The organism is Pradoshia sp. D12, from assembly GCF_008935075.1.
In the GTDB taxonomy this organism is placed as follows: domain Bacteria; phylum Bacillota; class Bacilli; order Bacillales; family Pradoshiaceae; genus Pradoshia.
In genome coordinates this window covers 1649629-1664815 of the sequence record NZ_CP044545.1, presented here as the reverse complement: position 1 = coordinate 1664815, position 15187 = coordinate 1649629, and the positions used below count along the sequence as shown (strand labels likewise).

The window sequence follows — 15187 nt, the reverse complement described above, 5'->3', positions numbered from 1 at the left end:
CAAAGAGTTAATTTAAAAGGAATTAATTAGAATAAACTATTTATTTTTTGTGTATTTTAATTGAAGTTTCATGCTTATATTTTTTTATCAATTTAATAAAATCAGGAAGAGTCTTACAAATATGAGTAGGCTTTGTTCCATACAAGCTCGTTTGAACTGTGCTAAACCATTGAGCTGCGATGGTCGTTACGTGCGCTGAAGCTCCTGCAGCGATATCAGCCTGGCTATCTCCAACAACGATGACCTCAGATGGATCATTATGGAGTAAAAATAGTGATTTCTGTATCCCTTCAGGATCGGGTTTAGGTGCTTTAACTTCATCGCCAGAAATGGTCACATCGAAATAGTCGTATAGATTCAACAACTCTAGTGAGAGTGTTAATGATCTTCTGCTTTTTCCAGTAACAATTCCCAGATTTATATCCATGTCCTTTAAAACATCCAGCATTTCCTGAATTTCTGTTAAGTATTCAAACTCACGATTATGCCCTTTTTCATATAAATCATAAAAATCTTCTATGGCATGCTCCACCTTTTCCTTATTACGTAAATGATTTCTTATAATAACATCCTCAATGGGACCAAATAATTGAATAATCTCTTCATCAGTTAAACTTCTTTGATCATATTTATTAAACACATACCTAAAAGCTTCAAAACTAACAGGTAAAGTATCGGCAATAGTTCCATCAAAATCAAACAGAACGGTCTGGAGACTCACCGTGCCACTTCCTCTCTGTATTAGCCCTATCAATAGTTTATTACCCTTTTTGTAAGAAGGTTAATACAGAACTAAAATAAAGTTTTACTCCCATCAAATGAAAGCGCTTTAAATTTAAATAAAAAAATTATTTATCATATTCATAGGCTTTGTAAATCTCAGTTGCTTCTTCCACAGATATTTGAAATGAATCACTTGCCATTTTCATAAGCCGATCATCATAGACTGCCGGATTATAATTAGGAGCTGTACTGAGATGAGCTTTTGCTTTCTTAATATATGTATGTACGGCTTTTTGTCCAACAGAACTCTCAATCTCCACCTTTTCGTTTACCTTAATTGAACTTTCGCTAGCACTGCACCCTGTAAATAATAATGTTACACCTAATGCGATTAACATCTTTTTCATTATATGGCCCCCCCTTCCATTTGCCTACTTCTAGTATAAAAGACTTATAGAAGGAACGTATATACTGTTTTTGAATTTGTCATATTTCATTATTTTCTAAATCAAATTTCAACACATCTCTTAACCCCTATCTTCGCAACAAAAAAGCCCCGAGCTTGGATGTTTATACTCTTAACATTAATAATCGGTTATTAAAAAATCAGCTCTCCCTCTAATAGTTATATCGCCAATTCTATCATTTACCAAATTTGTATAAATCCCTTTCTAGAGGGGTTCAAATGGCAATATTAGTAGATTCCTGATATTGACAACCAATTCTCTTCCATTCTTTTATATAATCGAACCCGTAATAAAAATTTTAAGGAGAGGAAAGATGAAGAAAAAAATCACATCAGTTATACTCACAACTACTTTACTGCTACCTACAGCCACCGCTTTTGCAGACTATCAATATACGGTTGTCTCCGGTGATACTTTATGGAAGATTGCTGTTAAAACAGAGACAGGAATCAGCGAACTTATTGCAGCCAATTCTCAAATTTCAAATATAAACTTGATTTATCCTGGTCAAAAGATCAATATTCCTACTCAAGACGATGTTAAGGCCTATGAGCAAGAAGTTATCAGGCTCGTCAATGTTGAAAGAGCAAAACAAGGTTTGCAGGAATTAAAATATGATTGGGAGCTTGCCAGAGTAGCTAGATACAAGTCAGAAGATATGAGAGATAATAATTACTTTAGTCACACTAGTCCTGTTTATGGTTCTCCATTCGACATGATGAAAAACTTTGGCATCAATTATAAATCTGCCGGTGAAAACATCGCAAAAGGTCAAACAACACCTGAACAAGTTGTAAATGCGTGGATGAATAGCTCAGGTCACAGAGCAAATATTTTAAGCTCGAAGTTTACTCATATTGGCGTAGGTTATGCGAAGTCTGGCCACATCTGGACTCAGCAATTTATCTCTAAGTAAAAAGAAAGCCTTTTTGGCTTTCTCTTTTTCGAATATTAAGGTTTGTATCTAGAAGTAACAAATTTAGTGATTAATAAAGACCTCTAGTTAAGTTCCGAGTTTTACGTAACCCGGCTAAATCCTTCCTCAGTTTGTATAACGATTATCCATTAGACTAGTTCATACTCTTTTTGCATAAAAGCTATACTATCATTGATATATGGTTCCCTAGTGTTTTCTAGTAATATATTAATAAAGGGTTTATTTTTCTTTATGTATCGAAATACAGCTTTATAATTTAATAAACCTGTGCCCACCGGCACCATTTTGACGCGATTATTTTCAATGATATAATCTTTCGCATGAAGAATGACAATTCGTTCGCCAAACAATTCAAAAGCTTCTTTAAAGACCTCTTCTTGGTAGAGATAATTATCTACTGTCAGATAATTCACCGGATCAAAAATGACTTGAAGATTGTTAGAGTTGATGTCTTCAAGCAAGCGTTTCATTCGTTGAGGCGTGTGAATAGGGTGATTATACCCCCTTCGATTCCTACGATAACTCCATGTTTCTCTGCCTCACTAACAAGTCCTCGTACACTATTAACTACCTTTTGATACGGTCCCTCTGTAAAATTCTCCTCTGTATAGACGTTTTCAGAATTTACATTTCCTGTTTCCGTTCCAATAATACTACAGCCAAAATCTCGCGCAAAACGAATATGCTCCTTAAAACGGTCTAACTCTTTTATCCTTTCTGTATCATTAGGATGGATCATGTTAATGTAACAACCCAGAACAGCTATTTGAATATTTTCTTTACGAAAAGCATTTCCAATATGATGAGCATATCCCGGACTCAATGTGCCAAAACCTGTCTCAAAGTCAGAACCAAACGACTTTGCCAAAGCCAATTGTACTGATGTTAATCCTTTCCTTGAAACGACACTTGCTAATTGTTCTAATGGAAGATGTTCTATGTCGTGCGCTCGTATTCCGATATTTGCTTTCATTTCGTTCCTCCAGTATAGCAATATTTAAAAATGACCGTATCATTTTCAATTATGATAGGCATTAAATAGACCAATTTATTTTGCTGCCCCTCTGCCATCAACTACGGGTGGTAGCTACTTTCTAAATTTGTCATAAAACCAGGCCTATACGGAATTTAATAGCGATTACATATTTTTGGGGATTCACTATCAAATGTTGGACTTATAATAAATCGTGCCCCGTTAAAACTGCAATCCTGGCAGTTAACGCTTCTAATACAGTGTCGGCACCAACGATAACATCCTACTTATCTTTATGAAAATTGGTTAATTCTTTGATAACTGGATCATCATTTATAACCGTTTAATCCGATCACTCAAAAGATGTTTTTTGGTTGATTAGTAAATAAATTCTTCAATTGATTCGATTATATCGGTCGAATGAAATAAGTTAAACCTATGCCCTAAAATCCGTTAACATTTTAATTTAATTCATAAAAAAATCAACATTATGCTCGATGTTTTTTACGAAACTCGGCTGGAGTATAACCCGTATATTTCTTAAAACAAATACTGAAATACTGAGGATTGTTATAACCAACCCTCTCCGAAACCTCATATGTTTTAACATACTCAGTGGTTAATATATCAATTGCTTTATTCATCCTTAGTTCCAATAAAAAGTCACCAAAGTTAAACCCTTTTTCAACTTTAAATAAGTTGCTTAAATATGGTGGGCTAACGTGCACTTGTTTAGCTACTTTTAATAAAGTTAATCCACTTTCTTGATAAGATTCCTTCATATAATTGATTGCCTGATCGACAAGAGAGTAACGATTATTTTTTAGCCCCTTATTCATTAACAAGGCCCATTCCTGAACTAAGCGCTGAAGGATTTCCATCATTTCATTAAGCGATTTCAAACCCATGATATCATCGTAGTATATGGATGAATCAAAACTATTCATTTCTTCTTTTTTCCACTTTTCAATTTCATAGAAAAGCATTGAACTAAATTTAATTGCTAGTATCTTCATTTCTTTTAATGTAAGGTTTCTGCAATTAAAAATGACTTCATTTAATTCATCAAGAGTTTTAGTTATTGACCCAGGTAAACCTAGTATTATTTGTTCCTCTAGTTTACGTTCAATTCCTATCAACTTTTCTTTGCTTATCTGCCAATCAGAGGTGGCATCATCAATAGAGTAAATTTGACCATGTCCCATAATATGCCTAATATCCATGGCCAACCGACAGTCTAGAAATGAATTGCTTAACTCGAATAAATTATTATATATTCTACCTAATGTGATGGTCATTAATAGTCTAGTCGAACCCATCAGCTTGAGGATATTATTTGCCAACAAATTCATCCTGTTATTCTGATTTGTTTCTAAGGATAGAAAGATAGCAATTTCATTTTCTCCGGCATTCAAAACCACTCCCATGCATGGTTTCACAGATTCTGATATCAAGGTTGCTATCTGAGCGCTAAACTTATCGATTAATCCTTCCTCTTGTTCACAATGAATCAGCATAGAGGAATAAAAAGGGCCTTCTAAATGAATTCCGAGTGAGAATAATTCTTCCTCGATATCCACACGCTCTTTCTCCTGCCTGGCAAGCTTTTGAAGGAAATTCTGTTGAAGTAACGGAATAGATGCTTGAATTTTCTTATAATCCGCTCTTTCTTTTTCCCATTCAACCGCTGCTTCTTTTGCTTTTTCGAGCAACAGAGTTGAGTCTACTGGTTTTAATAAATAGTCAAACGCTCTTAATTTGATTGCTTCTTGTGCATAGTTAAAATCTTCATAGCCCGTTAAAAAAATAATTTTCGATGTTGGGCTTTTTTCTTTCACAAGCTTGGCCATCTCAATTCCATTCATAAAAGGCATATTAATATCAGAAACCACAACTTGCGGCTGTTCCTGTTCGATTAATTCCATTGCAATTTCTCCATCCCCTGCCTCCCCTGCAACACAAAAACCATGATGCTCCCAAGGAATTGTTTTACATAAGCCTTGACGGATAATACGATCATCTTCAACAATAATTACTTTATACATGGTCATTGATTTCCCCTTTTGTTTTGGGAATTATAATGGTTACTTTCGTGCCTTCTCCTTGATCACTTACTATGAATATTCCATATTCTTTACCAAAATGAATTTTCACGCGTTCATTAACACTTTGTAAACCCACACCAATAAACCTTTTCTTTTCTCCATAAGCTGAATTGAGTTCCTTTTGAATATCTTCCAATTTTTCTTTATTGATACCGCTACCGTTATCGATTACATCTAAATAAATTAGATCGTCTTTTTCGTAGCCACAAATTTCTATCTTTGCTTGGCCCCGTTTTTGTTTAACACCATGATAAATAGAATTTTCTAACAACGGCTGTAATGATAGTTTAATAATGTTGTAATTGAGAATCTTTTCTGAAACATTAATTTTATAGGAAAAATCATCGCCATATCGCATTTCTTGTATATATAAATAGTTCTCAATATGTTCGACTTCCTCCTTTATTGATATTATTTCTTTTCCTTTACTAATGCCAATTCGAAAAAAGCTAGAGAGTGCCATTACCATTTTACTTGCATCCTCATTTAATCCCATATCAGACAACCCCTTAATTGAATAGAGAGTATTGTAGAGAAAATGAGGATTAATCTGGGCGTGCATGACAGCAAACTCTAATTGCCGCTTCTCCTCTTGCTCCAATCGTATTTGATTCATTAAAGCATGAATTTGTATATTTAGTTGATTAAAACCATTTTGAAGGATCTTCATTTCTTTTGGACCCGACATTTCAAAATTCAAATGAAGATTTGTCGATTCAATTGTTTTCATTTGTCTTGCTAATTTTTCAAATGGGCCTGATACAAATCGGCCAATGAAATTTGAGAGAAATATCGCTATAACACTCATTACCGCAATGAGTGTGAAGGTCAGATACTTAATATAATTGACTCGCTGAAGAATTTCTGATTGAGGTATTATCGAAACCAGCTTCCACTTATTCACGCCAATCGTGTCATATAAGGCTATCATGGTCTCGTTATTCTTATTTTTAAACGTTAGTCTTCCAACGTCCTTATTAACAGTTTGTAAATATGTAATCATACTTTCGTCTAGTTGATATTCTTCCTCTACATCCTTTGATTCAAAATGCCCATCTGGACTGATGAGAGTTAAATACCCATTTCCTTCTATTAAAGATTTATTAAGAATTTGCTTAAAGAAGTCCTCTCGAAAATTAAATAAAATAATTCCTTCTGTTGATGTATCTTGATTATTAATTAACTTATAAACTGATACTACCTTGTTTCCTTCTGCAAATGCTTGATTACTATGTAGATTACGCCAATAATAGGATTCATTATTCCCTCGGTCTGGTTCAAAATAATCTTCATATGAAATAGTTGGAAAGCTCTGGTCACTGTTCCGGTAAACGGAAAATTCACCACGATTAATATCGATTAATATCGATTCAAGCATAACGTTAAAGTGACTGTATATAACTTGTAGTTTATTATCAAAAGCAATATATGTCTCTGGACTTACATCGCCTTCTTCATCAACAGCAAGCATTTGAATTTTTGGATCATTAGATATGGCAACTAACTGTTGAAATGCATCAGAAAGCATGTATTCTAAGTAGTTTTTCGTTTGATAGACGGTATCACTCATACTATTATATGTATTTTCTTCTATTTGTTTTGTTGCGAGCAAAGTGGATACCCAACCAATAATAATGATAAAAACAATCATTATAGGAAGATACAGTGAATTAATTGTCGATTTTACAGAAAACAAAAAATACTTTCTTACCAAAGTTTTCGTTCTTTCAGTAATCATGCTAGCTACTCCTCATTAAAGGGCTTATTTCTTAATTTTACCAAATTATTCTTTGTGTGGGTAGCTAGCATTCCTAAAACACCAATTAAGCCATGTCGGATATAGTAATAATAAGATTGAATAATCATTCTAGTTATTAAAGACGATTACCAAGAAAATATACATCATTACTCTCTAAGACTATAAAAACCAAACCCTGTCTTAATCAGGTACTAAATAAATTGTTTTACTAAGACCAAAACCGCTCCATCTATAATCAACCACTTCAATCTAAATCATTTTAAACAATATCTAAATTCTTTCTCTTTTCAATTTACATATTTCATCCCTTTCCCTGCGCTAACCACTTCCACTATATGTAGCCTGTTTTGCCAGTCGTAACAAAATGCTTCTATCCTTCCTCCTTTCAAAATTTTATAGAAACCTTTTCTAAGTTGAACAAACTCCAACATAAGAAAAGGTTTCTTGACGTCACTTGAAAATATTGAGTTCTAGATGTAAAAAGTTCGAATCTAGTTAGAAAGGTCATATATAGCCATACTAGCTAAAATAAATGCACCCATTCCGTGCAAATCATTTTCGGAAGTTGGACGACCTACATAGTAATCATATAATCCAGCTGAAGTACCAATACAAATACCACTTAGTGTCAAAGTACTTTCTTCTTCCTTAACCATAAGTTTTAACAAACCATTATATCCCTTATGGACTATTGCATGATAGGAATCATTTACATACCCGTGTTTGATTGCCTTGGCAATGAAGTAGAGAAATAGTGAGGAACAAGATGACTCTAACCAGTTATCCTGACGATCCCCTTTATCCACAATTTGGTACCATAATCCTGATTTTTCATCCTGATATGCAGCAATAGATCGGATTAGTTTTTGAAGCGAAGGAATAAGTTCTTCCTGTCCACGTTTTTTATCTCCTAAAAGCTCTAACAAATCAATGACAGCGGTTCCATACCATCCAATGGAACGGCCCCAGAATTCTGGAGAACAACCTGTCTCACTATTCGCCCAAGGCTGAACTATTTTCTCATCCCAAGCGTGATAAAGCAAGCCAGTTTCATTATCAGTCATATTCTTTCTCATAAGCTTTTCTTGCCGAAGGACCGTTTGAATTAAATCATCTTCTTGGAAATTCTTGCTATACAACAACATGAACGGTCCTGCCATGAACAATCCATCTAACCACATTTGGTACGGATATTTATCTTTGTGCCAGAATCCACCTTCCTCCGTTCGATTAATCGTTTCTAATAACTGGCGGAGTTTCCTTGCAGCAATCATATATTTTCGATGCTTTGTCTTTTTATAAAGAGGGAATAACAAGATTCCAGCTTGTACAGAGTCAAGTTCATCCCTGGCAAAATAAAGATTTCCTTCTTCATCAATCAGACTATCAATATAGGCTTTCATATAATCGAAATATTCATCTTTTCCTGTGGCTTCCCAAACACGTAACATCCCGTATAAAAAGACACCTTGATGATAGTGAAAGGAATTAGCTGGTGGGAGCTCCTCCGGTTGGTATGTATTCATTATTGCTTGGCATGCTTTCTCAGCCAGTATCAACGCCTTCTGGTTCACTGTTTCCTGAATATGAGTCATTCTTATGTACTCTCCTTTCAATCTATAATTCTTTACTTCTTATAAATATAAATGGGGTGTTAATGCAATCAACACCCCATACTTATTCATCTATTTTTTAAATACTCCATCATATTGTTTTTGTGAATCTTCAATTGCCTTTGCCCATTCATCTAAAAATTCTTGTGCAGTCATGTCTCCACTCATAACCGATTGAGTACCAGGGTCGACAATATTGTCAAGGATAGAACGATAGTCTGGCAAATAGAAAGGAGGCTGGTAAAGAATAGTTTCTGGGTTATCGTATACATCGAAAGCAACTTTAATATGATGGCTGTTCTTAACCCATTCTTCTTTTAAGACATCTGAATTGGTTGGGATTTGACCCACTTGCTCATTCCAATAGCTTTGGGACTCAGCTGTGTTAATAAACTCCGCAAATTTCCATGCAGCGTCAGGATGTTTCGTTGTTTTAAAAACTGCAGTGTTAATTGCATTTCCGCCTTCTGCTACGTATTTTCCATCTTCAGTTTTAGGAAGCGGGATTGCCTTATATTGTCCGTCTTTTAATGACTTTTTGTGCTCCCCATAAGAGCCGATATTATGATGCACCATCGCTACAACACCTGTGTCAAATCCAGCAATCATTTCTTTGTAGCCGTTTGTGATATCACTCTTTGGTGTAAATTTTTTATAATTGGCCAAGTACTTTTCAATAAACTCTACATGTTTAGAATCATTAATAGTCGCTTTTCCGTTTTCATCAAAGTAATTTTCAATTCCGCTATAAGCATACATAGAACGCTGCAACTGGAAGGAACCTCCCGCACCTCCACGGATTGTGTATCCATAGCGTTGTTTCTCTTTATCTGTCATTTTTTCGATAGCTGTAAAGAAATCATTCCAGGTTTCAGGCTCCTTCACGCCATCTTCTTTAAACCAGTCTGATCGTATCCAAAGAATGTCAAGGTTTTGTGTATATGGAAGACCGTATAGCTTGCCATCTTGTGTAATGTCCTTGTTGAACTCAACTGCTCCTTTATTAATCAAATCCTTCAACTCAGACTTTTCAAAATAGGAATCAAGAGGCAGTAAGGCATTTCGTATAGAGAATTCAGGCAACCAACTTGTTTGAACTGAGCCTACATCAGGCATATCATCAGCAGCGATTGCAGCATCGTATTTCGATTTTGATGATTTATTTGGGATCCCTACATATTCAACTTCAATATTCGGGTTCTCCTTTTCAAAACGCTCAATCAATTCTTTCCAAATTGGCGTACGCTCTGGTCCTGCGTTCTCATCCCAAAACGTTATCTTAACTTTTTCATCCCCTGATGTTCCAGTGGCTCCCTCTTCTCCCTTACAACCTGCAAGAAGTACACCTACTACCAATAATAGTGCTAGTAAGGATTTTGTAGATTTTAACATTTTATATCCCCCCATAAATGAATTAATATTAACCTTTTACTGCTCCACCCATACCGTTAACAAGGTGTTTTTGAGCATAAGCAAACAGTAAGACTGCCGGAATAAGAGCAATTACACTTCCTGCTGCTAATGCACCATAATTCACGTTAAACTCTCCCATCATTGAGCTTAATCCTACTGGCAATGTGAACATTGATTGTTGATTCGTTAACATGAGTGCTATTAAGAATTCATTCCAAGTATAGATAAACGTAAACACAGCTGTGGCAACAATTCCCGGAATCAGCAACGGCAGTACCACATAGCGAATGGCTTGCAACTTACTGCAACCATCAATCTGTGCAGCTTCTTCTAATTCTTTTGGGACATTCGATATAAAGCCAGTCATCAAAATCGTCGTAAAAGGTATTTCAACCGCTGTATATGTAAGAATGAGTGAAAGCGGATTACTGATTAGGCCAAGGTTTTTAAAGATGATAAAAAGTGGAATAATCATCATTGCCCTTGGTATGAATTGCGTACATAAAAGCATTAATAGAAATCCTTTTTTCCCTTTAAACTGGTAACGACTTAGAGCATATCCAGATAATGTAGATAACACGATTACTATTATTACAGTACTGATTCCGACAATCAGACTGTTTTTAAAATAAGTTGCAAACCCGACACTGCTCCATGCTGTCACAAAGTTATCTAGTGTTGGCGCCAAAGGTACGTATTCCAACGGGCGTTTCATGATATCCCCTTCAGATTTTAATGCTGTATTAATCGTCCAGTATATTGGGAATATTGTAAAACTCAACATGAAAGTTAGCGGCAGATACAAGAATAGAAACTTATCCGTCACCTTTTTATTTGTCAACATTTCAGAAATCACTCCCTTTCATAGCGTGATAATTTGAGATAAATGACAGCAAAAATGAATAGGATTCCGAAAGATATCACTGTTAATGCTGATCCATATCCAAAATTACTGCCGTGTACGGCAAGATCAGCAATATACATTGTCAGTGTGGTAGTTGAGTGAGACGGCCCTCCACCTGTTAAGTTAAAGATAAGGTCTACGTTATTAAACTCCCAAACAACTCTAAGTAAGGTTGTTAAAATAATTGTATTTTTTAATTGCGGTAGAGTAATAAAAATGAGTGTTTTCCATCTATTTGCTCCATCAACCCGAGCAGCTTCATATAATTCTTCAGGAATACTTTGTAATGATGCCAATAATGTAATTGCGAAGAATGGGATTCCTCGCCATAATTCTGCAATTACAACAGATGCAAACGCCGTGGAAGTACTTGCTAAGAATGCTTGCGGTTCATCTACAATCCCAAACCTCATGAGCAAATCATTGATAACCCCCATATGCTCGTTATACATTAAAGACCACATTACAGAAGCTAAAACACCAGAGATTGCCCAGGGAACAAAGGCGATAGCACGTATAAGTCCTCTTAGCTTAAAAGTTTGATTTAATAGTAAGGCTAAAATCATTCCAAAGGTCAATTGCAAACCAACTTCTGTTACAACCCACTTAATACTGTTCCATAGACTTGGTAAGAAATATTTATCGTTTGTAAAAATATTCACAAAGTTTTCAAGACCAGCAAATCCGTTATAATAGGGTGCTGATATATCATAGTGCTGAACACTGTAATAAAAAACTGTTGCAATTGGATAAAATAAGAAACCAGCAACAAAAAGCAATGATGGGAGTAAAAATAGATAAGGAATAAGTTTCTCTTTTTTTATTTTTCGCTTCTTCCTCTCTGGTCCCTCCCTTTCGAAAGCGGTTTCATTCGTTTTTTCAAGAACACCCATTTCTCCTCCTCCTTTCATGCTTTCATTATAGTTGAAACCGCTTTCTTAAATAATTAAAGATTTTTAGATTTTTGATAAATATATTAATGTATTTTAATTCTTTAGATAATCCTTCTACAAACAATACCTAGCAATAATGACAAAGAAAAACCAGATTGACTTCAATCTGGTCTCTTTGTTTGAACCGGATATTTATTCTCGTACCGTCTCATTGCATCCTCTATCGCTATTGCCCATTCATCTAAGAAGTCTTCAACAGTCTTTTTTCCGCTTAACACTGATTGAATACCTGAATCTACCATTAAATTAAGAATGGATCGATATTCAGGGAGATAAAAGGCAGGTTCGTAAATAATCGTTTCTGGGTCATTATAAATTTCAATTGCTTTCTTTATATGAAGCGATTCCTTTACCCAGCTATCATTTAATACATCTGAGTTGGTTGGAATTTGACCAACGACTTGATTCCAATAGCTTTGAGCACTCTTTGAATTGATAAAACGAACAAATTCCCATGACTCTTTCGGATACTCTGTATCCTTAAAGATGCTTAAACCAATCGTGTTTCCCCCTTCAACTACAAATCTTCCATCCATCGATTTCGGCACCGGAATTACTTGAAATTGATTGTCTTTTAATAATTTCATATGATCCCCATATGAACCAAGATTATGCTGAATCATCGCCACTCGCCCAGCATCAAAGCCAGCAATTAACGCATTATAATCATTAGCTATATCACTTTTTGGCGTATATTCCTGGTATAATGCAAAATAATCCTTTAAGAATTCTACATGCTTTTGATTATTTATTGTACTCTTCCCATCCTTGATATACTCCCCGATACCTGAATAAGCATACATCAGCCTTTGTAGTTGGAATGAACCTCCAACACCGCCACGAATAGAATAACCAAACTGATCTTTTGATTTATCTGTCATATTTCTAGCCGCCTGAAAAAACTCATTCCACGTTTCCGGTATTTTCACATTTTCTTCTTCAAACCAATCCGAACGTATCCATAATATATCAAGATTTTGTGTGTATGGAATTCCATATAATAGATTATCTTTAATTATTTTTCGGTTAAATTGAATAGCTTTTGAATTTATCTTCTCTTTCTTACTCCAGTTTTCAAAGTAAGAATCCAATGGAAGTAAAGCATCTCGATCCTTAAACTCGGGAAGCCAGCTCGTATAGACACTTGCTACATCTGGTGTATCATCTGAAGCAATTGCTGAGTCAAATTTCGATTTTGCTGAATCCTTATGCAGGGCGATGTATTCCACTTCGATTGTTGGATTTTCTACCTCGAACCTTTTAATTAACTCTTCCCATAGAGCTATGCGGTCCGGATCTTCACTATCATCCCAAAACGTAATTTCCACCTTATCATCTATTTGTTTTATTGGCTGAGGATTTATTGCCCCATACCCTGCCAATAGTACGCCTACTATAGCAATTACAAAAACTGGAGCAATTATTTTCATATACACCATTATATTTCCCCTTCATTCCCTGTCTTTCCTACCTACATTAAGTTTAGCGTAATTGATATAATGATTATTTAATAGGTATATAATTGTATTCTTTTAAAAACGGCTATTTGGAAACATACTTCAAAAGGGCTTTTTAAATGATATCTACATTAGAGAATAGGCAAGTCATTTCTATTCTTATTTAGTTTTCCTGAGCTTTTTATGCCTTATTCAATAAAAAGAGAGAGCGTTTAGTAAAACACCATCTTCTTAAAATATTTGTATCCAAATACAAGTTTTATATATTATATTTACTTAACATTCTTCATAACATATAAGTTGGGTTCTTCTGTCCGCGAACTGCAGTCCTTAATTTCAATTCCGATAGCATTCTCAATACAAAATGCCGGACCCTTATGATTAGATACGATAACTTGATTAAATATCATATCCTTAACATTAGAACAATAGAAACCAACTTGTTTCATTGGCTCCAGTCCTTCCATCATTGCAGGTAACCCTGGTTCAGCATCATTAGCCATTGCAACAGAAACTTGATTAAATGTCACATCTTCCACATATTTCTCAGCTAATCCAAAAAAGAAGCCTGCAGCCGCGCTCACTTCTCGAGCAGTAATATTAGAAAAATGAATTCGTCTGAAAACAGGGGTTTCCTCTGTTATGGGATATGGTTTTTTATCAGATACAAACTGGTCTTTCCCTCGTGGCCCGCAATAATAATAAAGGTTAGCAATAAATGGGCAAATCACCCTATTCATAACGATATTGTTAATCCTGATATCTTCAATTACTCCCCCACGGCCACGTCTTGATTTTAACCGAATACCGCGATCAGTTCCTTCAAACACACAGTTACTCACAGTTACATTTCTGATGTCCCCACTCATTTCACTTCCTAGTACAATGCCTCCATGACCATGTATCATTGTACAATTCGTAATCGTTATATTTTCACAAGGAATACGTTTGTCTGTCGCTTCTGTGCCAGCCTTTATCGCGATACAATCATCTCCTACATCAATATGACAATCTGAAATTCTCACATTTCTACATGATTCTGGATTTATGCCATCTGTGTTTGGAGAATCCGGTGGATTTACAATCGTAACCAAATTGACTGTGACATCCTCACAACAAATTGGATTGACAGTCCAACTCGGAGAATTAATCATTTTCAATCCAGAGATTATGACTCGCTTGCATGAATCAAAACTGACTAATTTTGGCCTTGGATATTGATTTTCTTTCCTACGGAAAACCTCCCACCAAAATGCACCATTACCATCTATTGTACCGTGACCGGTTATCGAGACATTTTCAACATTTTCTGCATAAATACAGGAAGCATAAACTTCTTGTTCCGTTCCCTCCCACCGAGAATTCACAATCGGATATGCATTAATATCTGTCGTAAACTTAAGGATAGCTCCAGCTTCTATATATAAATGAACATTACTTTTTAATATCACTGCCCCTGTTAAACATTCACCTGCAGGTATGTAAACAGTGCCTCCACCTGCTTCTGAACATGTTTCAATAGCTTGAGTTATAGCTACTGTATTAATTGTCTCACCATCATTTACTGCTCCAAAATTCTGAATATCGTATACGCAAGAGGGAACGGAAATCGTCATTAGTATTCCTCCTCAATCTATTATTATATTGATATGGGTAATCGATGTATCCGTCAGAGATCATCTCTTTGCTCTCAAAAATCAGAAAAAGCTAATTCCATCAAGAAATTTTTATTTTAATGTTTGCTATGGAAAGATTTAAAATATTGTTTTTTAAAGATGATGTACTACATTTATTTTAAAAAAAATGACAAATAAATATAATTCAAATTTTTTTCAGAAATGTATAATATTTTATTTGCTTTTAAAGCGCTGATATAACTTATG

Annotated in this window: 13 protein-coding genes; 1 reads left to right on the top strand and 12 read right to left on the bottom strand. The window is 35.1% G+C overall.

Features of this window, described 5'->3' with window-relative positions; genetic code table 11:
* Positions 1-40 precede the first annotated feature (40 nt).
* Both F7984_RS08135 and F7984_RS08130 read right to left on the bottom strand, forming a co-directional pair.
* Entirely contained in the window at positions 41-721 is a 681-nt protein-coding gene (locus tag F7984_RS08135) for an HAD family hydrolase (protein WP_140461351.1), read from the bottom strand.
* A 127-nt stretch (positions 722-848) separates the two neighbouring features.
* Entirely contained in the window at positions 849-1130 is a 282-nt protein-coding gene (locus F7984_RS08130) for a putative periplasmic lipoprotein (protein ID WP_140461350.1), read from the bottom strand.
* 373 nt (positions 1131-1503) lie between these two features.
* Between F7984_RS08130 and safA the strand changes: the two genes are divergently transcribed.
* Positions 1504-2106 (top strand): SafA/ExsA family spore coat assembly protein, encoded by a 603-nt coding sequence (safA, locus tag F7984_RS08125; RefSeq protein WP_140461349.1) that lies wholly within the window; start codon positions 1504-1506, stop codon positions 2104-2106.
* 149 nt (positions 2107-2255) lie between these two features.
* On the opposite strand, the gene F7984_RS19515 is transcribed toward safA, so the two are convergent.
* The 10 genes from F7984_RS19515 to F7984_RS08080 all read right to left on the bottom strand — a co-directional run bounded on the left by F7984_RS19515 (position 2256) and on the right by F7984_RS08080 (position 14920).
* A complete protein-coding gene (locus F7984_RS19515) occupies positions 2256-2597 on the bottom strand; it encodes a sugar phosphate isomerase/epimerase family protein (protein ID WP_258188140.1) in 342 nt (113 codons plus the stop codon).
* A complete protein-coding gene (locus F7984_RS19510; RefSeq protein WP_258188139.1) occupies positions 2594-3100 on the bottom strand; it encodes a sugar phosphate isomerase/epimerase family protein in 507 nt (168 codons plus the stop codon). Before F7984_RS19510 ends, F7984_RS19515 begins: the two co-directional genes overlap by 4 nt.
* Before the next feature lie 488 nt (positions 3101-3588).
* Positions 3589-5151 carry a response regulator transcription factor gene (locus F7984_RS08115; protein ID WP_140461348.1) on the bottom strand — a complete coding sequence of 521 codons (1563 nt, stop codon included), beginning with the start codon at positions 5149-5151 and terminating at the stop codon, positions 3589-3591.
* Entirely contained in the window at positions 5138-6943 is a 1806-nt protein-coding gene (locus F7984_RS08110; protein WP_140461347.1) for a cache domain-containing sensor histidine kinase, read from the bottom strand. The genes F7984_RS08115 and F7984_RS08110 overlap by 14 nt, the downstream gene beginning before the upstream one ends.
* A gap of 512 nt (positions 6944-7455) precedes the next feature.
* Positions 7456-8550 carry a glycoside hydrolase family 88/105 protein gene (locus tag F7984_RS08105; RefSeq protein ID WP_375138408.1) on the bottom strand — a complete coding sequence of 365 codons (1095 nt, stop codon included), beginning with the start codon at positions 8548-8550 and terminating at the stop codon, positions 7456-7458.
* 99 nt (positions 8551-8649) lie between these two features.
* Entirely contained in the window at positions 8650-9969 is a 1320-nt protein-coding gene (locus tag F7984_RS08100; protein WP_066099773.1) for an ABC transporter substrate-binding protein, read from the bottom strand.
* Between the two features lie 28 nt (positions 9970-9997).
* On the bottom strand, positions 9998-10834 hold the full coding sequence (locus tag F7984_RS08095; RefSeq protein ID WP_066099776.1) for a carbohydrate ABC transporter permease: 837 nt from the start codon (positions 10832-10834) through the stop codon (positions 9998-10000).
* An 8-nt stretch (positions 10835-10842) separates the two neighbouring features.
* A complete protein-coding gene (locus F7984_RS08090; protein WP_066099779.1) occupies positions 10843-11787 on the bottom strand; it encodes a carbohydrate ABC transporter permease in 945 nt (314 codons plus the stop codon).
* Between the two features lie 161 nt (positions 11788-11948).
* Entirely contained in the window at positions 11949-13286 is a 1338-nt protein-coding gene (locus F7984_RS08085) for an ABC transporter substrate-binding protein (RefSeq protein WP_140461346.1), read from the bottom strand.
* A gap of 290 nt (positions 13287-13576) precedes the next feature.
* The gene (locus F7984_RS08080) at positions 13577-14920 is read right to left on the bottom strand and encodes a glycoside hydrolase family 28 protein (RefSeq protein WP_066099787.1); all 1344 of its coding nucleotides are present in this window, start codon (positions 14918-14920) and stop codon (positions 13577-13579) included.
* Positions 14921-15187 lie beyond the last annotated feature (267 nt).

What these genes read in the sequence shown, in the direction of transcription:
- F7984_RS08130 (WP_140461350.1), bottom strand. Translation starts at nt 1,130, where the DNA reads ATGAAAAAGATGTTAATCGCATTAGGTGTAACATTATTATTTACAGGG.
- safA (WP_140461349.1), top strand. Translation starts at nt 1,504, where the DNA reads ATGAAGAAAAAAATCACATCAGTTATACTCACAACTACTTTACTGCTA.
- F7984_RS19515 (WP_258188140.1), bottom strand. Translation starts at nt 2,597, where the DNA reads ATGAAACGCTTGCTTGAAGACATCAACTCTAACAATCTTCAAGTCATT.
- F7984_RS19510 (WP_258188139.1), bottom strand. Translation starts at nt 3,100, where the DNA reads ATGAAAGCAAATATCGGAATACGAGCGCACGACATAGAACATCTTCCA.
- F7984_RS08115 (WP_140461348.1), bottom strand. Translation starts at nt 5,151, where the DNA reads ATGACCATGTATAAAGTAATTATTGTTGAAGATGATCGTATTATCCGT.
- F7984_RS08110 (WP_140461347.1), bottom strand. Translation starts at nt 6,943, where the DNA reads ATGATTACTGAAAGAACGAAAACTTTGGTAAGAAAGTATTTTTTGTTT.
- F7984_RS08100 (WP_066099773.1), bottom strand. Translation starts at nt 9,969, where the DNA reads ATGTTAAAATCTACAAAATCCTTACTAGCACTATTATTGGTAGTAGGT.
- F7984_RS08095 (WP_066099776.1), bottom strand. Translation starts at nt 10,834, where the DNA reads ATGTTGACAAATAAAAAGGTGACGGATAAGTTTCTATTCTTGTATCTG.
- F7984_RS08090 (WP_066099779.1), bottom strand. Translation starts at nt 11,787, where the DNA reads ATGGGTGTTCTTGAAAAAACGAATGAAACCGCTTTCGAAAGGGAGGGA.
- F7984_RS08085 (WP_140461346.1), bottom strand. Translation starts at nt 13,286, where the DNA reads ATGGTGTATATGAAAATAATTGCTCCAGTTTTTGTAATTGCTATAGTA.
- F7984_RS08080 (WP_066099787.1), bottom strand. Translation starts at nt 14,920, where the DNA reads ATGACGATTTCCGTTCCCTCTTGCGTATACGATATTCAGAATTTTGGA.